The sequence below is a fragment of the Candidatus Mycolicibacterium alkanivorans genome (assembly GCF_022760805.1).
GTDB classification, from domain to species: Bacteria; Actinomycetota; Actinomycetes; order Mycobacteriales; family Mycobacteriaceae; genus Mycobacterium; species Mycobacterium alkanivorans.
In genome coordinates, this window is record NZ_JAIVFL010000001.1 from 1,338,018 (window position 1) to 1,353,577 (window position 15,560).

20 protein-coding genes, 2 pseudogenes and 1 riboswitch are annotated in these 15,560 nt (G+C 69.9%); of the genes and pseudogenes, 9 read left to right on the plus strand and 13 right to left on the minus strand.

Annotated elements, in window-relative coordinates:
• Positions 1-5 precede the first annotated feature (5 nt).
• On the minus strand, positions 6-2,264 hold the full coding sequence (locus tag K9U37_RS06635; protein ID WP_243071025.1) for a helicase-associated domain-containing protein: 2,259 nt from the start codon (positions 2,262-2,264) through the stop codon (positions 6-8).
• Between the two features lie 65 nt (positions 2,265-2,329).
• Between K9U37_RS06635 and K9U37_RS06640 the strand changes: the two genes are divergently transcribed.
• Genes K9U37_RS06640 through K9U37_RS06655 form a run of 4 tightly spaced genes read left to right on the plus strand, consistent with a single transcriptional unit; the run spans position 2,330 to position 3,904 of the window.
• On the plus strand, positions 2,330-2,515 hold the full coding sequence (locus K9U37_RS06640) for a hypothetical protein (RefSeq protein WP_243071026.1): 186 nt from the start codon (positions 2,330-2,332) through the stop codon (positions 2,513-2,515).
• Between the two features lie 59 nt (positions 2,516-2,574).
• Positions 2,575-3,006, plus strand: a complete 432-nt coding sequence (moaC, locus tag K9U37_RS06645) for a cyclic pyranopterin monophosphate synthase MoaC (protein WP_243073254.1) — start codon at positions 2,575-2,577, stop codon at positions 3,004-3,006.
• The gene (locus tag K9U37_RS06650) at positions 3,003-3,482 is read left to right on the plus strand and encodes a MogA/MoaB family molybdenum cofactor biosynthesis protein (RefSeq protein WP_243071027.1); all 480 of its coding nucleotides are present in this window, start codon (positions 3,003-3,005) and stop codon (positions 3,480-3,482) included. The genes moaC and K9U37_RS06650 overlap by 4 nt, the downstream gene beginning before the upstream one ends.
• Complete coding sequence (locus K9U37_RS06655; protein ID WP_243071028.1) at positions 3,479-3,904, plus strand: molybdenum cofactor biosynthesis protein MoaE; 426 nt, start codon at positions 3,479-3,481, stop codon at positions 3,902-3,904. Before K9U37_RS06650 ends, K9U37_RS06655 begins: the two co-directional genes overlap by 4 nt.
• Before the next feature lie 4 nt (positions 3,905-3,908).
• On the opposite strand, the gene K9U37_RS20655 is transcribed toward K9U37_RS06655, so the two are convergent.
• The 5 genes and pseudogenes from K9U37_RS20655 to K9U37_RS06680 all read right to left on the minus strand — a co-directional run bounded on the left by K9U37_RS20655 (position 3,909) and on the right by K9U37_RS06680 (position 7,274).
• The gene (locus K9U37_RS20655) at positions 3,909-4,415 is read right to left on the minus strand and encodes a hypothetical protein (protein WP_243071029.1); all 507 of its coding nucleotides are present in this window, start codon (positions 4,413-4,415) and stop codon (positions 3,909-3,911) included.
• 418 nt (positions 4,416-4,833) lie between these two features.
• Positions 4,834-5,115 (minus strand): annotated as a pseudogene (locus tag K9U37_RS20660) (transglycosylase family protein); the annotation flags it as partial.
• A gap of 9 nt (positions 5,116-5,124) precedes the next feature.
• A riboswitch (cyclic di-AMP (ydaO/yuaA leader) is annotated at positions 5,125-5,309 on the minus strand.
• Between the two features lie 249 nt (positions 5,310-5,558).
• Positions 5,559-5,837: a MoaD/ThiS family protein gene (locus K9U37_RS06670; RefSeq protein ID WP_243071030.1), complete on the minus strand. Its 279-nt coding sequence runs from the start codon at positions 5,835-5,837 to the stop codon at positions 5,559-5,561.
• Complete coding sequence (gene moaA / locus K9U37_RS06675) at positions 5,830-6,885, minus strand: GTP 3',8-cyclase MoaA (protein ID WP_243071031.1); 1,056 nt, start codon at positions 6,883-6,885, stop codon at positions 5,830-5,832. Before moaA ends, K9U37_RS06670 begins: the two co-directional genes overlap by 8 nt.
• Positions 6,882-7,274 (minus strand): YccF domain-containing protein, encoded by a 393-nt coding sequence (locus tag K9U37_RS06680; protein ID WP_243071032.1) that lies wholly within the window; start codon positions 7,272-7,274, stop codon positions 6,882-6,884. Before K9U37_RS06680 ends, moaA begins: the two co-directional genes overlap by 4 nt.
• A gap of 149 nt (positions 7,275-7,423) precedes the next feature.
• Here K9U37_RS06680 and K9U37_RS06685 point away from each other — a divergent pair, with 149 nt between their 5' ends.
• Entirely contained in the window at positions 7,424-7,834 is a 411-nt protein-coding gene (locus K9U37_RS06685) for a cold-shock protein (RefSeq protein WP_243071033.1), read from the plus strand.
• A gap of 99 nt (positions 7,835-7,933) precedes the next feature.
• Here the strand turns inward: K9U37_RS06685 and K9U37_RS06690 are convergent, their stop codons facing one another.
• Both K9U37_RS06690 and K9U37_RS06695 read right to left on the minus strand, forming a co-directional pair.
• Complete coding sequence (locus tag K9U37_RS06690) at positions 7,934-8,425, minus strand: DUF2771 domain-containing protein (RefSeq protein ID WP_243071034.1); 492 nt, start codon at positions 8,423-8,425, stop codon at positions 7,934-7,936.
• The gene (locus K9U37_RS06695) at positions 8,422-10,128 is read right to left on the minus strand and encodes an MFS transporter (RefSeq protein ID WP_372489407.1); all 1,707 of its coding nucleotides are present in this window, start codon (positions 10,126-10,128) and stop codon (positions 8,422-8,424) included. The genes K9U37_RS06690 and K9U37_RS06695 overlap by 4 nt, the downstream gene beginning before the upstream one ends.
• 70 nt (positions 10,129-10,198) lie before the next feature.
• Here K9U37_RS06695 and K9U37_RS06700 point away from each other — a divergent pair.
• Positions 10,199-11,080, plus strand: a pseudogene (locus K9U37_RS06700) (DUF3027 domain-containing protein); the annotation flags it as partial.
• Here the strand turns inward: K9U37_RS06700 and K9U37_RS20385 are convergent.
• Together K9U37_RS20385 and K9U37_RS06705 are read right to left on the minus strand one after the other, a co-directional pair.
• A complete protein-coding gene (locus K9U37_RS20385) occupies positions 11,070-11,234 on the minus strand; it encodes an SRPBCC family protein (protein WP_372489408.1) in 165 nt (54 codons plus the stop codon). The pseudogene K9U37_RS06700 and the gene K9U37_RS20385 overlap by 11 nt on opposite strands.
• Before the next feature lie 39 nt (positions 11,235-11,273).
• The gene (locus K9U37_RS06705; RefSeq protein ID WP_243071037.1) at positions 11,274-11,564 is read right to left on the minus strand and encodes a DUF2530 domain-containing protein; all 291 of its coding nucleotides are present in this window, start codon (positions 11,562-11,564) and stop codon (positions 11,274-11,276) included.
• A 116-nt stretch (positions 11,565-11,680) separates the two neighbouring features.
• Here K9U37_RS06705 and K9U37_RS06710 point away from each other — a divergent pair, with 116 nt between their 5' ends.
• On the plus strand, positions 11,681-12,517 hold the full coding sequence (locus K9U37_RS06710; RefSeq protein WP_243071038.1) for a TrmH family RNA methyltransferase: 837 nt from the start codon (positions 11,681-11,683) through the stop codon (positions 12,515-12,517).
• Positions 12,518-12,564: 47 nt separating this feature from the next.
• Positions 12,565-12,834, plus strand: a complete 270-nt coding sequence (locus K9U37_RS06715) for a DUF2537 domain-containing protein (protein ID WP_243071039.1) — start codon at positions 12,565-12,567, stop codon at positions 12,832-12,834.
• 10 nt (positions 12,835-12,844) lie between these two features.
• Here K9U37_RS06715 and sepH read toward each other — a convergent pair whose 3' ends face one another.
• Both sepH and serC read right to left on the minus strand, forming a co-directional pair.
• A complete protein-coding gene (sepH, locus tag K9U37_RS06720) occupies positions 12,845-13,612 on the minus strand; it encodes a septation protein SepH (RefSeq protein ID WP_243071040.1) in 768 nt (255 codons plus the stop codon).
• An 82-nt stretch (positions 13,613-13,694) separates the two neighbouring features.
• Positions 13,695-14,813 (minus strand): phosphoserine transaminase, encoded by a 1,119-nt coding sequence (gene serC, locus K9U37_RS06725; RefSeq protein ID WP_243071041.1) that lies wholly within the window; start codon positions 14,811-14,813, stop codon positions 13,695-13,697.
• A gap of 69 nt (positions 14,814-14,882) precedes the next feature.
• On the opposite strand from serC, the gene K9U37_RS06730 reads away from it, so the two are divergent.
• Positions 14,883-15,032, plus strand: coding sequence for a DUF2795 domain-containing protein (locus K9U37_RS06730; protein ID WP_243071042.1), 150 nt, complete (start codon positions 14,883-14,885; stop codon positions 15,030-15,032).
• 3 nt (positions 15,033-15,035) lie between these two features.
• Here K9U37_RS06730 and K9U37_RS06735 read toward each other — a convergent pair whose 3' ends face one another.
• On the minus strand, positions 15,036-15,485 hold the full coding sequence (locus tag K9U37_RS06735) for a VOC family protein (protein WP_243071043.1): 450 nt from the start codon (positions 15,483-15,485) through the stop codon (positions 15,036-15,038).
• Between the last annotated feature and the right edge of the window lie 75 nt (positions 15,486-15,560).

Genomic DNA, 15,560 nt, shown 5'->3' on the forward strand with positions numbered 1-15,560 from the left:
GGCCATTATCCGGCGTCCGCCGACATCACCGATGTGACCCGGTGCACGGCGAACTCCCGCGGCCGGCCCTGCGTCTCGTCCCAGGCCACCAATTGGCCACCGTTCACTCCCAGCGGACGCACCACGCGCTGGGTGGCCACCCCGGCGGCGTCGACGTAACCGATCACCACGTCCTTGTTCTCCATGGCCGCCTGCTGCAGCAGCGCCATCGCCACGGCCGGGTCCAGCCGCAGGTTGGCGAACGGCGCGAAGTCCGCCCGGCGCAACATCGACACCACCGCGGCCAACGTGTCCTGGTTCGGTTTGGGCGGCGACCGGAACGCCCGGTGCTGCTGCGGGGCGGGCACCCGCGCACCGCGTTGGCGGATGTCGACGATCGTGCCCGAGGAGTCCTCGGCGGCCGGGGCGAAGCCGGCTCTCCGCAGCGCGGCGAGCACCTCGGCGATCGGCACCTGCGACACCGCGACCGTCGGCGCCAGCAGCCGCACCTCGAGATGTTCCAGTGCGGGTGCGGCCATCGCGCTGGCGAGCAGCGTCGGGTCCTCACACCGGACGAACGACGACGCCATCCCCACTCTCAGCTGGCCGTGCCGCCGCGCGACGTCGTTGATCAGATAAGTGAGCCCTTGGGGGACAGGGGTTTTGGAGTGTTTCTCGAAGAAGCTGTGCATCCCTCCGGCGGTGCGGCCGGCGTCGAGGGCATGCCGGATGGACTGCTCGCTGACCCGGTAGACCATCGCCGCGCCCGCCGACTCGACGGTGGCCACGGTGGCGAGCTGCTCGGCGAGGTCGCGCTGCAACGGGCCGGGTACCACCACGGTCAGGTCGGCCTGAACCAGGAAGTGGTCGATCGGCGGGGGCAGGACCTTCGTCATCGCATCGATGGCGGCGTCGGGACTGTCGGCAAGCAGCACCCGGGCCGGCGTGCTCAACGCTCCGCGGCCGATCAGGCCCACGGCGTGCGCCTCGGAGAGCAGATGCCCGACCGGGCCGGGTTGCAGCCGGGCCGCCCACCTCGGCCGTCGCCAGATGAGCGCCTGTGCCGCGTGCCGGGCGTCGACCCCGGAGCCGGTCGGCAGTTCGGCGAGCAACTCCAGCAGCAGCCGACGATCCAGCGGTGCCGCGGTGGAGTGCAGCGAATCAGACAGCGCCGCATAGGGTTTGCCGTCCGGGCCGCGGCTGCCGATCAGGCCCGGCCGCGCCGGCAGGTCCAGCCACGTGCTGGCCAGCAGTTGCCAGCGCGCCGCGGTGGGGGTCTCCAGGAACCGGTCGGCGGCCACCGTCGGCGCCCAGTACGGGCCCGAGGAGTCCGGCGGTTCGGGATCGGGCATGCCGCTGGCGATCAGCCCGGCGGCGGCGCACACCTCCAGAACCAGGCCCAGCCGTTGTTCGTCTATCCCGGTGAGCTTGCTCAGCCGCTTGGCTTCGCGGACTCCGATGCCGCCGCTGCGCAACTCGGGAACCGGTGTGGCGGAAAGGGTTTCGAGCACCAGCTCGATCTCACGGATCAGATCCAGCACGGCGCCCGCTGCCGACGCGTCGGTGTCGGCGGCCGTGGTGGTGCTGACCACCGGGTCCGGTGGAACCAGGTGTGCCGGGCCGGGCTCCTCGCCGCGCAGCACCTGTCCGACGTGGCGCGGCAGGATCACGGTGTCCTCGTCGACCTGCCGCAGCAGCCCGGCGGCCAGCAGTCGGGGCACCGGCCGGTCGGGCGGCGCGCCCGGCGCCGCATCTCGGGTGCGGCCTACCGGCGAACCCATCAGCAGCCGGTTGAGCAACTCCGACTGCGGTTCGTCGAGCGCGTCGATGGCATCGGCGATTTCCGGCGCCGGCCGGGAGACATCCTCGAGGATGACCTGCCCGGGATACCAGGGCAGTCCGGCGGCCGCCTCCGCCGAAACGCGCAGCGCGCCCTCGCCCCACACCAGGGCACGCTCGCGTAGGTCGTCGAGGGCGGCAAGCACCGACTGCTCGGTGGCCCGCTCACCGATGAGCGTGACCAGCTTCGCCACCGGCACCGGGGCGGTCTCGGCGTGCAGCACCAGCAGCGCATCGAGCACCGCCAGGTGCAGGAAGTCCAGCTGGTCGGTGGCGGCCTTCACCGATTGGCGCGCCGCAGCCCGCGCGGCAAGGGCCGCGATGCTGCCCGGGGCGGGCTGGGCGAGGTCCGGCCGAAGTTCCAACAGGCGGATCAGCCGCTCGTCGGAGCGCTCAGCGAGCCAGGCGCCCAGCGGCACGGCTGCTGGAGCGGGAGGTTGGGTCATTGCTGACCAGCCTAAGACAGGCGGCCATGTTCACACCTCGGCGTGACTGGTGTCAGAATGATGCCGTGGCTGAGAAGAGTAAGTCCAGGTATGTCGACAACGGCTGGCCGACGAGGGACCCCGAGGACCACGCGGTGAGCGAACTGGCCGCCGACCGGGTGGGCGCACTGTCCCCGTTCGGCGACCTCACGTTCCCGCTGCCGGCTTCCGACCTGCCGTACCTGCACCCGGTTACCGTCGTCAACCGGTAGCGGTGACCAGCGGGCCGCAGCGCCGCCTCTCTCACGTCGACGAGCACGGTGCCGCGCACATGGTCGACGTTACCGAGAAGGCTGTCACCGCCCGCACGGCCGTGGCGGCCGGGACCGTGCACACCACCGCTGAGGTGGTCTCGCGCATCGCGTCCGGCGGCCTGCCAAAGGGCGACGCCCTCGCCACCGCCCGCATCGCGGGGATTCTGGCGGCCAAACGCACCAGTGACCTGATCCCGTTGTGCCATCCCCTGGCGCTCACCGGCGTCGACGTCGAGTTCGCGATCGGGGAGAGCGAGGTCGGGCTGACCGCCTCGGTGCGCACCACCGACCGCACCGGCGTCGAGATGGAGGCCCTGACCGCTGTCAGCGTCGCCGCTCTCACGCTCTTCGACATGATCAAGGCCGTCGACCCGGCCGCGCGCCTCGACGACATCCGGGTGCTGCGCAAGGAGGGCGGCAAGACCGGCGTCTGGACGCGTTCAACGTGAGTCGGTCGGCGCGCGTCGTCATCGCCTCCACCCGCGCGGCTACCGGCGTCTACGAGGACCGCTGCGGGCCCATCGTCGTCGAGTGGCTCACCGACCGCGGATTCGAGGTGCCGTCGGCCGCGGTGGTGGTCGACGGTGGTGCGGTCGGCGACGCGTTGCGCGCGGCCATCGACGACGGTGCCGACGTGGTGATCACTTCGGGGGGAACCGGGATCTCGCCGACCGACGCCACCCCGGAAGCCACCTTGGGTGTCCTCGACTACCAGATTCCCGGTCTCGCCGACGCGATCCGGCGTTCGGGACTGCCGAAGGTGCCTACGTCGATACTGTCCCGCGGGGTGTGCGGGGTGGCCGGACGCACCCTGGTCGTGAACCTGCCCGGCTCGTCGGGCGGCGTCCGCGACGGCCTGTCGGTCCTGGCCGACGTCCTCGATCATGCCCTGGACCAACTGGCCGGAGGAGATCACCCCCGATGACCCGAATCCTGCGGGCCGCACTTGTCGACGGCCCCATCTCGCTCACCGAACACGAGGAGCTTGTCGCCAGCGACGCCGCCGGGGCGGTGGTCGGCTTCGCCGGTGTGGTGCGCAACCACGACGGCGGTCGTGACGTGGTGCGTCTGGAGTACTCGGCGCACCCGCTGGCCGAGCAGACGCTCTTCGAGGTGCTCGCCGAAGTGGCCGGTACGGCCACCGGCGTGCGGGCGATGGCGGCCAGCCATCGCATCGGGACGCTACACGTCGGGGACGCCGCCCTGGTGGCCGCCGTTGCGGCTGACCACCGAGGGGCAGCGTTCGAGACCTGTGCCCGACTCGTCGACACCATCAAGGAGCGGTTACCGGTGTGGAAGCACCAGTTCTTCGCCGATGGGACCGACGAGTGGGTGAACTCGGCCTGAGGCCTTACTGATCCGGAGCGGCCGGAGCGGGGTCGCCCGGAACCAGCACCGGTGCGTTCGGGTCGGCCGGAGCCGGGGCGCTGCCCAGGCTCGGATCGTTGGTCACCGGGGTGTTCAGCGGACGCTGCGTCAACGCCAGCAGGGCGTCGCCGCGGCTGACCTGCTGAGTCTGGATCGCGTGCCACAGCTCTTTGAGGTAGGTGACGTTGGGACCGGACTGGGAGCCGACCGGGACGTCGGTGGTGCCGGGCGGCGGGTTGTCTGGGCTCGACAGGTGCGGAACTCCGTCTGGCAGCTGGACGCCACCGGGCTGGGCCGAGGCGTCGACGTTGGTGCCGGCGGCGACCGGGGCAGCGGCGGAATCCGCCGGAGCCGGTACCGGGGCCGGGGTGGTCGGCAGGACCGGCGGCACGGCCGGGTCGGCCGGGGCCAGCGGGAGGGCGTGGATGGACGTGGCCTCGATGACGACGGTCTGCTCGTCCGGCAACGCGGGAGCCTGGGGAGCGGGCATCTGCAGCGCGGTGTCGATGACCGGCGCGGCGGCCGGCTGTGCGTCCTGCGTCGCGACGTCGGTGATCTGAGGCTGCGGGGCGGGCCGGCGCCTCGGCCGGCGGGGCAGGCGCGTCTGCCGGTGCCGGAGCTTCCGGAGCCGGGGCCTCGAGAGCCGGGGCCTCGGGCGCGGGGGCGGGCGCCTCCGGTGCGGGCGCCTCCGGTGCGGGCGCCGGGGCGTCGGGCAGCGGGGCGTCGGGCAGCGGGGCGTCGAGTGGGACGGCGTCGTTGGAGACGTTCTCGACCTGGGCGGGTGCCGGAGCGGCCGGAGCCGGCTCGTTGACGACGTTGCGCGGCGTGGCACCGGAGAGGCCGCGACCGCACGCAGGCCACGCGCCCCTGCCCTGGGTGGCCAGAACGTGCTCGGCGATGGCGATCTGTTGGTCCTTGGTGGCCATGTTCGCGGCCGGCGCGTACTGGGTGCCGCCGTGCGCGGCCCAGGTGCCGGGGGAGAACTGCAGGCCACCCTGGTAGCCGTTGCCGGTGTTGATGGCCCAGTTGCCGCCGGACTCGCAGCGGGCCACTTGATCCCATTCGGCGTCGGGGGCCGCCTGAGCCTGGCCAGCGAGCGCAAGGCTGCCGCCGCCGATGACGGCACCGGTGAAGGCAATCTTGGCGGCGCTGATGGACGAAGAAGTGGGCTTGCGATGCCGTCCACTCATATGTCGGTGTATTCCTCTCTGGATGCGCCTGCGAGGTCAGCTGTCGGGTTCGGGCTGGAGAGGTTGCCCGGCCGGGTTGTTTCCGGATGGAAACGACGTCGGCTTCACCCCAAGGAGCCGCTAGGGGCTCCGAGTCCGATTACGGTGGACCGGTTGGGTCCCCCGCCTCCATCCACGGTTGTCGTCGGTCTCCCCGCTCCATGGATGGAGCTCGGCGCTTGGGGCGGGGAGGGCCTGCCCTGGTTGAGGGGGCCGACCTCCGACAGACGGTAACGGGTGTCGAGAGCGCAGTCACCTTTTGCAAAATCTGGCGTTTCTGCTACCGGCAAACCTTAAAAGAGGTCTAAAGGCCCACGAAGAGGGGACGTTGTCCCTGGTAGATCAGGCTGTCAATCTGACCGTGGGCATCTCGTGACCTGATCGTGATGTGACGCAAATCATGCTCATCCGCCGGCGAACGGGGGTAATACATCCACGATCTGTCCGGATTGCAGGCAGATGGCCCGGTTTCGGACCGCGACGCCATCGCACAGATACGAACACCTCTGTATCACCCGTGCCAATTCGTCACCCCGGCAACAAAGTTCGCCGATCAGATCGGCGACCGTCGCACCCGGGGCCAAGGTGAGCAGATCCGATTCCGCGCCGGCGGCCGCGCGTGCCGCCGCAAAGAACCGAACGGTCACCTCCACGGGCTTCAACGGCGCCGTCACGTTACCCACCGATCGCGCTCATCGGGCGCTCGGGCTGGACGAAGCCGGGATCGTTGATGCCGTGACCGGCCGCCTTGCGCCACATCGCGGCGCGCCACGCCGCCTCGAGCGCGTCGTCGTCGGCGCAGCTGCGCAACAACGCACGCAGGTCGGTCTCCTCGGTGGCGAACAAGCAGTTGCGTACCTGACCGTCGGCGGTCAGCCTGGTGCGGTCGCATGCCGAGCAGAACGCGTGCGACACCGAGGCGATGATGCCCACCGCGGCTGGGCCGCCGTCGACCCGCCACAGTTGTGCCGGGGCGGACCCGCGCGGCGCCGGGTCCGCTGTCAGCTCGAAGTGCGACGCCAGCGCGGCGAAGATCTCGTCGGCGCGCAATGCCGCATCGCGGCGCCACTGGTGACCGGCGTCCAGCGGCATCTGCTCGATGATCCGCAGCTGATAGCCGAACCGCAGGCAATATCTGAGTAGTTCCACTGCGTCGTCGAGACCGGATTCTGAGTCGAGCACGGCATTGACCTTCACCGGCCGCAATCCGGCGGCGCCCGCGGCGGCCAGTCCGTCGAGCACGTCGGAAAGGCGGTCGCGACGCGTGATGGCGGTGAAGCGCTGCGGGTCGCAGGTGTCCAGGGAGACGTTGACCCGGTCCAGTCCTGCTGCGGCCAAGGCTTTTGCGCGCCGGGACAGGCCCAAGCCGTTGGTCGTCAGCGCGATCTCAGGGCGGGGTCGCAGCGCGGCGGTGGCGGCCACGACCTCCTCGAGCGCCTTGTACAGCAGCGGCTCGCCGCCGGTGAAGCGCACGCTGGAGATACCGAGGCGGGTGACGGCCAGGCTGAGCAGGCGGGTCAGCTCGTCGCGGGAGAGCAGCTCGTCACCGGGCAGCCAGTCCAGTCCTTCGGCGGGCATGCAATAGGTGCAGCGCAGGTTGCAGCGGTCGGTCAGGGAGACCCGCAAATCAGTGGCGACCCGTCCGAAGGTGTCGACCAGCGGGCCGGCCAGGGGCATGCCCGCTGGTGGCTCGCGGCGCATCGCGGGCAGCCCGAGCGCAGTCACCGTCATACGCCCGCCTTGGTCTGGTCGACGGGAACGATCTCCTTGCCGAGCGGCGCCAGCGACACCGGCACCAGTTTGAGGTTGGCCAGGGCCAGCGGGATGCCGACGATCGTGATCGCCATCGCTACCGCGCTGACGATGTGGCCGATCGCCAGCCACAAGCCGAACAGCAGAATCCAGATCACGTTACCGATGACCGCGCCCGGCCGGGGGCCGGGCTTCTCGACGATGGTGCGCCCGAACGGCCACAACGCGTAGGAGGCGATCCGCAGCGCGGCGAACCCGAACGGAATGGTGATGATGAGAAGGAAGCACACCAGAGCGGCCAGTGCGTAGCCCAGCGCCAGCCACAGTCCGCCGAACAGCAGCCAGATAATGTTCAGGACCAGGCGCATGTCTCCTCCAGGGGTTAGGCCAGCCTACCGAACTGAACAGGGGTGCTCGGCCGTCTCTTCTTCCCGAGTAGGATCTCCCACGCGCGTCCTGCACCGGTGGGGCGCTTTGTCACGTTGTCACGGATCCGTCAGACAAGCAGGTGAGACCAGTGCCGACCGGCAAAGTGAAGTGGTACGACGCCGAGAAGGGCTTCGGCTTCCTGTCCCAGGAGGACGGCGAGGACGTCTACGTGCGTGCCTCGGCGCTGCCTGACGGCGTGGAAGGTCTCAAAGCGGGTCAGAAGGTGGAGTTCGGCGTGGCCTCCGGCCGTCGCGGCCCGCAGGCGTTGAGCGTCAAGCTGATCGACCCTCCGCCGAGCATCACCCGGACCCGCCGCGAGGCGGCCGCCGCGGAGCGCAAGCACAGCCCCGATGAGCTGCACGGCATGGTCGAGGACATGATCACGCTGCTCGAAGGCGCGGTGCAGCCCGAGTTGCGCAAGGGCCGCTACCCCGACCGCAAGGTCGCGCGCCGGGTTTCCGAGGTTGTCAAGGCCGTCGCCCGCGAACTCGACGCTTAGCGGTGGATTTCCAGCAGTAGCTCCACGTTCGGCGAACGGGGAACATTGATCGGGCCCGACCCGTGAGGGCGAGCGGGTGACAGCCGGTCACGGCGCCGGTTAGCTCCAGACGGCGCGCACCGACCACTCGGCATGCGGCGCGTCGTGCAGCTCGCCCTTGGGGTCCTGCACCAGGGTGAGCAGCTGGACCACGATCCCGGTCAGCTTGCCGCGATGCGGATCCGTCGTCGGAATCGTCACGGCCAGGCGGGTATTGGGACGGAACGTCGTGCTGGTCGAGTTGCTCTCGTCCTCGTAGACCTGCAGCAGACGCCAGGGTGCGCGGCCGATCGAGGCCGGCACCGACAGCTGAATGGGATAGCGCGCGTCCACCGCAAGCTCGCCCTGCGTCTGCGACTTCTGACACTCGTTGAGGTTGACCACGTTGCAGTAGACATACGGCCCCACCCGAACCGAGTGGCCATGCGAGTAGACGCTGATCTCGGGCATCGTCTCGGCACTGCCGCGGGTCAGCGCCCAGGCGGCTACCCCCGCACCCGCCGACGCCAGCACCACGACGACGACGAGAACCCAGCGGACCCAACGTGTCACTGGTCGGTCACCGCCGATGCGCCCTCCTGCTCGGCCAGCACCGGACGGTTTCCGCCGAAGCCGGGGATCAGTGAACCGCCGCGATTGCTGACGATGGTCTGCGCCAGGCCCAGGATCAGTAGCGAGCTGATCGCGGTGAACCCGACCCACAGTTCGGTGTACACCAGCACGCCGACGGCGCCGCCCATCACCCAGGCCAGCTGCAGCACCGATTCCGACCGGCCGAACGCCGAGGCCCGCGACTCCTCGGGCAGATCGTCCTGCAGCGACGCGTCCAGCGACGCCTTGGCGATCGCGCTCGACCCGGAGGTGATCAGCGTGGCCACCGCCGCGACGATCAGGTTGCCCGTCACCGCGGCGGCCAGGGCCGCGCCCGTGACCGCGATCGTGGCCCGCACCACCAGCACCGCCGGCCGGCCGAGCCGCAGGCGCGCTGCGGTGAAGTTCCCCGCGAAGTTGCCGATGCCGGCCGCCGCCCCGATGGTGCCCAACATGCCGAGCTGGACCCAGCCGCTGGCCTGATGCGCCTTGGCGACGAACGCCGGGTACAGGAACAAGAAGCCGACCATCGCCTTGATAGTGCAGTTGCCCCACAGCGAGGTGATGATGTTGCGGCCCAACGGTTGTCGCGGTGAGCTGATCGGCTCGGTGGCCGCATCATCGGGCCGTCCGCCCAGCGGCCCGCTGTGGCCGTGGTAGGTCAAGGTGGTAGGCACCTCGCCCTCGGTGACCTCCACCCACCGCGGTATCCGCATGGACAGCGAGGCGCCGGCCAGCGTGACGAACACGACCACGAACAACGCGCCCGGCAACTCGAACAGCGTGGTGAACACATACTCCACCCCGGCGGCGATGCCGCCGCCGACGATCGTGCCGCCGATCAATCCGAACACCGTCAGCCGCGAATTCACCCGCACCAGGTCGATCGTGGGCGGCATGACCCGTGGCGTCACCGCACTGCGCAGCACGCTGAAGGATTTCGAGAACACCATCATCCCGAGCGCGCACGGATAGAGCACCCACGACGGATAACTGCCGGTGGCGCCGTCGTAGTTCATGATCAGCACGATCGCCAGCGCGGTCCGCAGCATGAACGACATGGCCAGCGCCGCGCGCCGACCGTGCTGCACCCGGTCGAGGGCGGGTCCGATCAGCGGCGCGATGATCGCGAACGGCGCGATCGTGATCAGCAGGTACAGCGCCACCTTGCCCTTGCTCTCGCCGGTGGCGGCCGCGAAGAACAGTGTGTTGGCCAGTGCCACCGCCATCGCGGAGTCGACGGCGAAGTTGGCCACCACGGGCCAGGTCAGCGCGGTCAGGCCGGATTCGTCGGCCCCATCGGCGATCGCGGCACGGTGCACCATCGAGTACATCCGCTCGCCCATCTCGCGGCTGCGCATCGCGGCAGCGCGGGTGACGGTGATGCGTTCGCCGGCGCTGTCACCCACACCGCGGGATCGCGGCGGCGGTGTGGATCGGCCCGCTGAGCGGCCGCGCTCGGAGTCCAGCGGCGGCAGGTAGCGGTTGGCGCTCGGCGTCGGGTCCGGGGGCCGACGGCCGGCGCCGCGGTAGGCGAGTTCCTCGTCACTCGGATAGTTGGCCATGCCGGGGTGCTCACCGGATGGTCCGGGGGGATGACGACGGCCCGGTTCCGCGTTCGGGTGCTCACGCCGCCTTCCAGACACGTCACGATTCTCCCCCATGGCGGCATGCCCGGGCGCACACGCGACCGGTGTGGCTGCCACAACCCGCCGTGAGGCAAGATTGGTGACGATGGACAGCCAGATCGACTCCACCGAATCCGCGGCACCGGCCCACCCGGCCGAGCCGTCGGAGGCGGTTGCCGCAATCCTGAACGGCGCCGCGGAGCAGGCCCGACAGGCCGTCATCGAGTTCAGCGGCGACACCGTCGGGGAGTACCTCGGTGTCGCGTACGAGGACGACACGGCGGCGACCCACCGGTTCTTGGCGAAGATGCCCGGCTACCAGGGGTGGCAGTGGGCGGTCGTGGTGGCGGCCTACCTGGGCGCCGACCACGCCACGGTCAGCGAGGTGGTGCTGGTGCCGGGGCCGACCGCGCTACTGGCGCCGCCCTGGGTGCCGTGGGAGACCCGGGTCAAACCCGGCGACCTGAGCGCCGGTGACCTGCTGGCCCCGCCGGCCTACGACCCGCGGCTTGCACCGGGTTACACCGCGACCGGGGACCCGCTGGTCGACGACATCGCGGTCGAGGTCGGGCTGGGCCGCAAGCAGGTGCTCAGCACCTTCGGCCGCGACGACGCCGCGCAACGCTGGCACGACGGCGACCACGGTCCGGCTGCGCCGATGGCCCGCGCCACGAAGCGGGTCTGCCGCGACTGCGGATTCATGGTGCCGCTCGGCGGCGCGCTCGGGGTGATGTTCGGTGTCTGCGCCAACGAGCTGTCCGCCGACGGACACGTCGTCGACTTCGAATACGGCTGTGGCGCGCATTCCGACACCCCGCCGCCGCCCGGCAGCGGCTCACCGGCCTACGACCCGTACGACGACGGCATGCTCGACGTGATCGAGGCGCCGGCCATCGAGGCAGTCGACGTGGTGGAGACCGTCGAGGCGGTCGACGACGTCGACGAGCCCGCCGTCGAGGCCGCCGAGTCGGAGACTCTCAGCTCTCCGTGCGCGTCCCCGAGCGCAGCGGGCCCAGCGACTTCATCAGCCGGCACTGAGGGCTCCACTTCGGAATGTTGCCCAGGTCCGAGATCAGACTCCAGACCTTGCTCACCGGAGCGTTGATCTCGATCTCTGCCCGCAAGAGGAGTGGTGCTGCCATCGGTTCTCCTTGGCTGTTCGCGCACACTTGGATGGTGATCTACCGTCCGCGCGGCTCGAGTCCAGTCTGCGCGCCCCGCGCGCCGCGCCGGGCGGCAGTCCGCTGCCACAGGAAAATCGACGTCCCGAGCACCCCGACACCGAGGCCGGCGATCACGATCGGACGCCACGTCTCCAGAGCCGGAACGACGAATGCCCCGATGGTGGCCAGCGCCCACAACGCGGCCCCGGTCACGATTACGGGCCACGGGTCGAGAAGTGCCGCCGGCAACTGCGGCGGCTCGGGCTCGTCCGCTGCCGGTGGGTTCGGCACGAGGGGGTCGGAAGGCATTGCCGTCCAAGGTAACCGATGGGGTGATCAGCGCGACGGGCGGTTCGGCAGTTGCACATTTCGGCCCGGGCGCGGCGCGCGGCGGACCTGATGACCGTGCTCGTCTACGAAGACGCGTGAGCGGCAAGGCTTTCGGCGCCCTCGACGTCATCGACATCCTCGACCCGGCTGACACCCGGGTCGACGACTTCCGTGACCTCAACAGCGTCGACCGCAGACCCGATCTGCCCACCGGCAAGGGGCTGGTCATCGCCGAGGGCGTTCTGGTAGCCCAGCGGATGCTCGCTTCGCGGTTTCGGCCGCACGCCTTCTTCGGCACCGAACGTCGGCTTCTGGAGCTGGCCGACGACCTCGCGGACGCCGGCGTTCCGTACTACCGCGCCTCGGCCGAGGTGATGGCCGAGGTGGTGGGTTTCCACCTCAACCGGGGTGTGCTCGGTGCGGCACGGCGACCACCCGAGCTCACCGTGCCCGACGTACTGGCGGGTGCGCGCACCATTGCGGTGCTCGAAGGCGTGAACGATCACGAGAACCTGGGCTCGATCTTCCGCAACGCCGCCGGGTTGGGCGTCGATGCGGTGATCTTCGGAGCCGGATGTGCAGACCCGCTGTACCGCCGCGCGGTGCGGGTGTCGATGGGCCATGCCCTGCTGGTGCCGTTCGCGGGAGCGCAGCAGTGGCCACAGGATCTGAACAGTCTGCGCGACAACGGCTTTCGGCTGCTGGCGATGACACCGAATCCGGCTGCGCAGACTCTGGCCGATGTGATGGACGGGTTGGCCGGCCAGAAGGTAGCGGTATTGGTGGGCGCCGAGGGCCCCGGGCTGACCGAGACGGCGATGCGGGCCAGCGATGCGCGGGTGCGCATTCCGATGGCGCGGGGCACCGACTCGCTCAACGTCGCGACCGCCGCAGCCCTAGCGTTCTACGAGCGGGCCCGGTCAGGGGATTAGGCCCGGTGGGCAGGAGCGAAGCGACCCGGGAATTAGGCTGTCTGACGATGAGCGAGGAATCGACGCCGTGGGGGACCGGGCTGACGGTCGCGGGGATGGTCGCCGCCGTCATCGGCGCCGCCATCGTCGTGCTCAGCCTCGGGATGATCCGCGTTCACCCGTTGGTCGCCGTCGTGCTCAATCTGATTGCGGCGGGCGGGCTGGCTCCCACCCTGTGGGGGTGGCGCCGGGTTCCGGTGCGACGCTGGTTCGTCCTCGGGTCCGCGGTAGGGGTGGCCGGCGGCTGGATCGCCCTATTGGCGATCGCACTGCATTAGCGCAGGCCGGTCAGCGCTCACCGCTGGAGCGCACGCCGAGCAGCACGTCTTCCCACGCCGGGACCGTCGGCCTGGCCTTGCCCCGCTTGGCGCGCACCGGAGGAGCCGGTTCCTCCTCGACCGGAGCCGGTATGGGGGCAGGCGGCTCCTCGAACTGCAGTTGCGCGACCGGGGCCACGGGCCGCAGCGGGCGCTCCAAGTCTGGGTCGATCAGCTCGCTCGCCGCGTCGTCGATGGCGGTGACGGTGCCGCCGTGGGCGCCGGGGGAGAAGCGGAAGTGCGCGACGTTGTCGGACAGGCCAGCCTGCCACGCCATCTGCACGGTCCAACGGCCGTCTTCGTTACGCCAGGCGTCCCACGACGTCGCCTCGGAGCTCAGCCCGCGGGCGGCCAGGGCACTGCTGATGCTCTCCAGCAGCGTCTTCACCGCAGGCCCGTCGGCGAGCACCGGATGGGCCGCGGTGGCCAGTTCGGCCGCGCGCTGACGTTCGAGGAGCACCGGGTGGGCGAAGCGCTCGACTTTGGTGATGTCCATGCCGGACGACTCGGCGACCTGTTCAACTGAGGCGCCCGCTCGGATCCGGGCCTGAATGTCTCTAGGGCGCAACACTGTTTTGACCTCGATGTCCCTCAGGGTCTGGCCCAGGGACCGGTCGCCACGCGCCGCGGCGCGCAGTCGGTCGTCCACTGGCAAGCTGAACTTGTCAGCCGGGTCGCGCCCTTCGCAAATGATGTGCCTGCCGTCGACATCGAGCCCGATCACCTTGAGTTCCCGCATGCCGACCTCCTTCGTCGGGACTCTAACGCAGGGCGGCGAAAATAGCGGTTAAGACACGCTGGAGTTACACCCGACGGTCAGATCAGAGCCGCTCGACCACCCAGTCGACGCAGGCGGTCAGCGCGCTGACGTCGTCGGGCTCGACGGCCGGGAACATCGCGATGCGCAGCTGGTTGCGGCCCAGCTTGCGGTACGGCTCGGTGTCGACGATGCCGTTCGCCCGCAGCACCTTGGCCACCGCGGCCGCGTCGACGTCGTCGGAGAAGTCCACCGTGCCCACCACCTGGGACCGCAGTGCCGGGTCGGTGACGAAGGGCGTGGCGTACGACGAGGCTTCGGCCCAGGAGTACAACCGCTGTGAGGAGTCGGCGGTGCGCTTGACCGACCAGTCCAGGCCACCGTGGCCCAGCATCCAGTCGATCTGTTCGGCCATCAGCACCAGGGTGCCGATGGCCGGAGTGTTGTAGGTCTGGTTCTTCAGGCTGTTGTCCACCGCGATCGGCAACGACAGGAAGTCGGGCACCCAGCGGCCCGAAGCCGCGATCGACTCGATGCGCGCCAGCGCCGCGGGGGAGACCAGCGCCAGCCACAGTCCGCCGTCGCTGGCGAAGTTCTTCTGCGGTGCGAAGTAGTAGGCGTCGACCTCGCTGACGTCGACCGGCAGTCCGCCAGCACCCGATGTGGCGTCGATGAGAATCAGCGCATCACCGGAGCCCGCGGGGCGTTTCACCGGCACCGCCACACCGGTCGAGGTCTCGTTGTGCGCCCAGGCGATGGCGTCGACCGACGGATCCGAGGTCGGCTGCGGAGCGCTGCCCGCGTCGGCCTTGATGACGATCGGGTCGCCGACGAACGGATTGGCCGCGACGGCCGAGGCGAACTTCGACGAGAACTCGCCGTAGGTCAGATGCAGCGACTTCTTGTCGATCAGGCCGAAGGCGGCGGCATCCCAGAATGCGGTCGCGCCGCCGTTGCCCAGGATCACCTCGTAGCCGTCGGGCAGGGCGAACAACTCCCGCAGGCCGTCGCGGACCCGGCCGACCAGGTTCTTCACCGGGGCCTGGCGGTGCGAGGTACCGAACAGCCCGGCGGCTGTGGTGGTCAGCACCTGCAGTTGTTCGGGGCGCACCTTGGACGGGCCGCACCCGAAGCGGCCGTCGCCGGGCTTGAGGTTTTCGGGGATCACGAGGTGTTCAGCCATGTCTCAAGCCTAGGAGTCGGCGCGCCAACCCTGAAATCCAGGGCGTTCAGCAAAGCGGGAAACCGGGCCATGGCCGGCGCCGACCGCCCGGCCGACAAGCAACAGCCGGTCGATCTGGCCGAGAAGAACGGCGCCGACCAGGACGTCATCGACGCCTTGGGTGATCTTCCCGACGGGCAGGTCAGCGGCCCGGACCAGGTGCAGAAGGCCGTCTTCTGACGGTCACATCTGGCTGACGGCCTGCTGCATCTCCTCGAAGCTCACCTCACGCACCGGCTGCCCGAGCGACCACCGGTGGCCGAACGGATCCTGGACCATGCCGTAGCGGTCGCCCCAGAACTGGTCCTCGAGCGGCATCACCACCGTGGCGCCGGCATCCAGGGCCTGCTGGAAGCGGCTCTCCACATCGGTGACGGTGAGGTGGATCGAGACCGGTGTTCCGCCAAGGGCTTTCGGTGTCATCGACTTGCCGTCGGACATTTCCGGGAAATCGTCGGCGAGCATCACGATGGCACCGTCGATCTGGACGGCGCCGTGGACCAGCCTGCCGTCCGGGCCGGCGAGGCGACCGAGTTCGACGGCGCCGAACGCCTTGACGTAGAAGTCCATCGCCGCGTTCGCGTCGTCGACGACGAGGTGCGGGGACAGTGCAGGTTGAACAACGTTCGCCATGGGAGCCTCCTTGGGATTTGTGACGGCCCACTCGGGCCGCTACCCGTATAGACGCTCCGGTCGGCGACAAATCAT

Excerpts from the sequence above, each read along its gene's own strand:
- K9U37_RS06635 (WP_243071025.1), bottom strand. The coding sequence starts at position 2,264 with ATGACCCAACCTCCCGCTCCAGCAGCCGTGCCGCTGGGCGCCTGGCTC.
- moaC (WP_243073254.1), top strand. The coding sequence starts at position 2,575 with ATGGTCGACGTTACCGAGAAGGCTGTCACCGCCCGCACGGCCGTGGCG.
- K9U37_RS06655 (WP_243071028.1), top strand. The coding sequence starts at position 3,479 with ATGACCCGAATCCTGCGGGCCGCACTTGTCGACGGCCCCATCTCGCTC.
- K9U37_RS20655 (WP_243071029.1), bottom strand. The coding sequence starts at position 4,415 with ATGCCCGCTCCCCAGGCTCCCGCGTTGCCGGACGAGCAGACCGTCGTC.
- moaA (WP_243071031.1), bottom strand. The coding sequence starts at position 6,885 with ATGACGGTGACTGCGCTCGGGCTGCCCGCGATGCGCCGCGAGCCACCA.
- K9U37_RS06680 (WP_243071032.1), bottom strand. The coding sequence starts at position 7,274 with ATGCGCCTGGTCCTGAACATTATCTGGCTGCTGTTCGGCGGACTGTGG.
- K9U37_RS06695 (WP_372489407.1), bottom strand. The coding sequence starts at position 10,128 with ATGGGGGAGAATCGTGACGTGTCTGGAAGGCGGCGTGAGCACCCGAAC.
- K9U37_RS20385 (WP_372489408.1), bottom strand. The coding sequence starts at position 11,234 with ATGGCAGCACCACTCCTCTTGCGGGCAGAGATCGAGATCAACGCTCCG.
- K9U37_RS06705 (WP_243071037.1), bottom strand. The coding sequence starts at position 11,564 with ATGCCTTCCGACCCCCTCGTGCCGAACCCACCGGCAGCGGACGAGCCC.
- K9U37_RS06715 (WP_243071039.1), top strand. The coding sequence starts at position 12,565 with ATGAGCGAGGAATCGACGCCGTGGGGGACCGGGCTGACGGTCGCGGGG.
- sepH (WP_243071040.1), bottom strand. The coding sequence starts at position 13,612 with ATGCGGGAACTCAAGGTGATCGGGCTCGATGTCGACGGCAGGCACATC.
- serC (WP_243071041.1), bottom strand. The coding sequence starts at position 14,813 with ATGGCTGAACACCTCGTGATCCCCGAAAACCTCAAGCCCGGCGACGGC.
- K9U37_RS06730 (WP_243071042.1), top strand. The coding sequence starts at position 14,883 with ATGGCCGGCGCCGACCGCCCGGCCGACAAGCAACAGCCGGTCGATCTG.
- K9U37_RS06735 (WP_243071043.1), bottom strand. The coding sequence starts at position 15,485 with ATGGCGAACGTTGTTCAACCTGCACTGTCCCCGCACCTCGTCGTCGAC.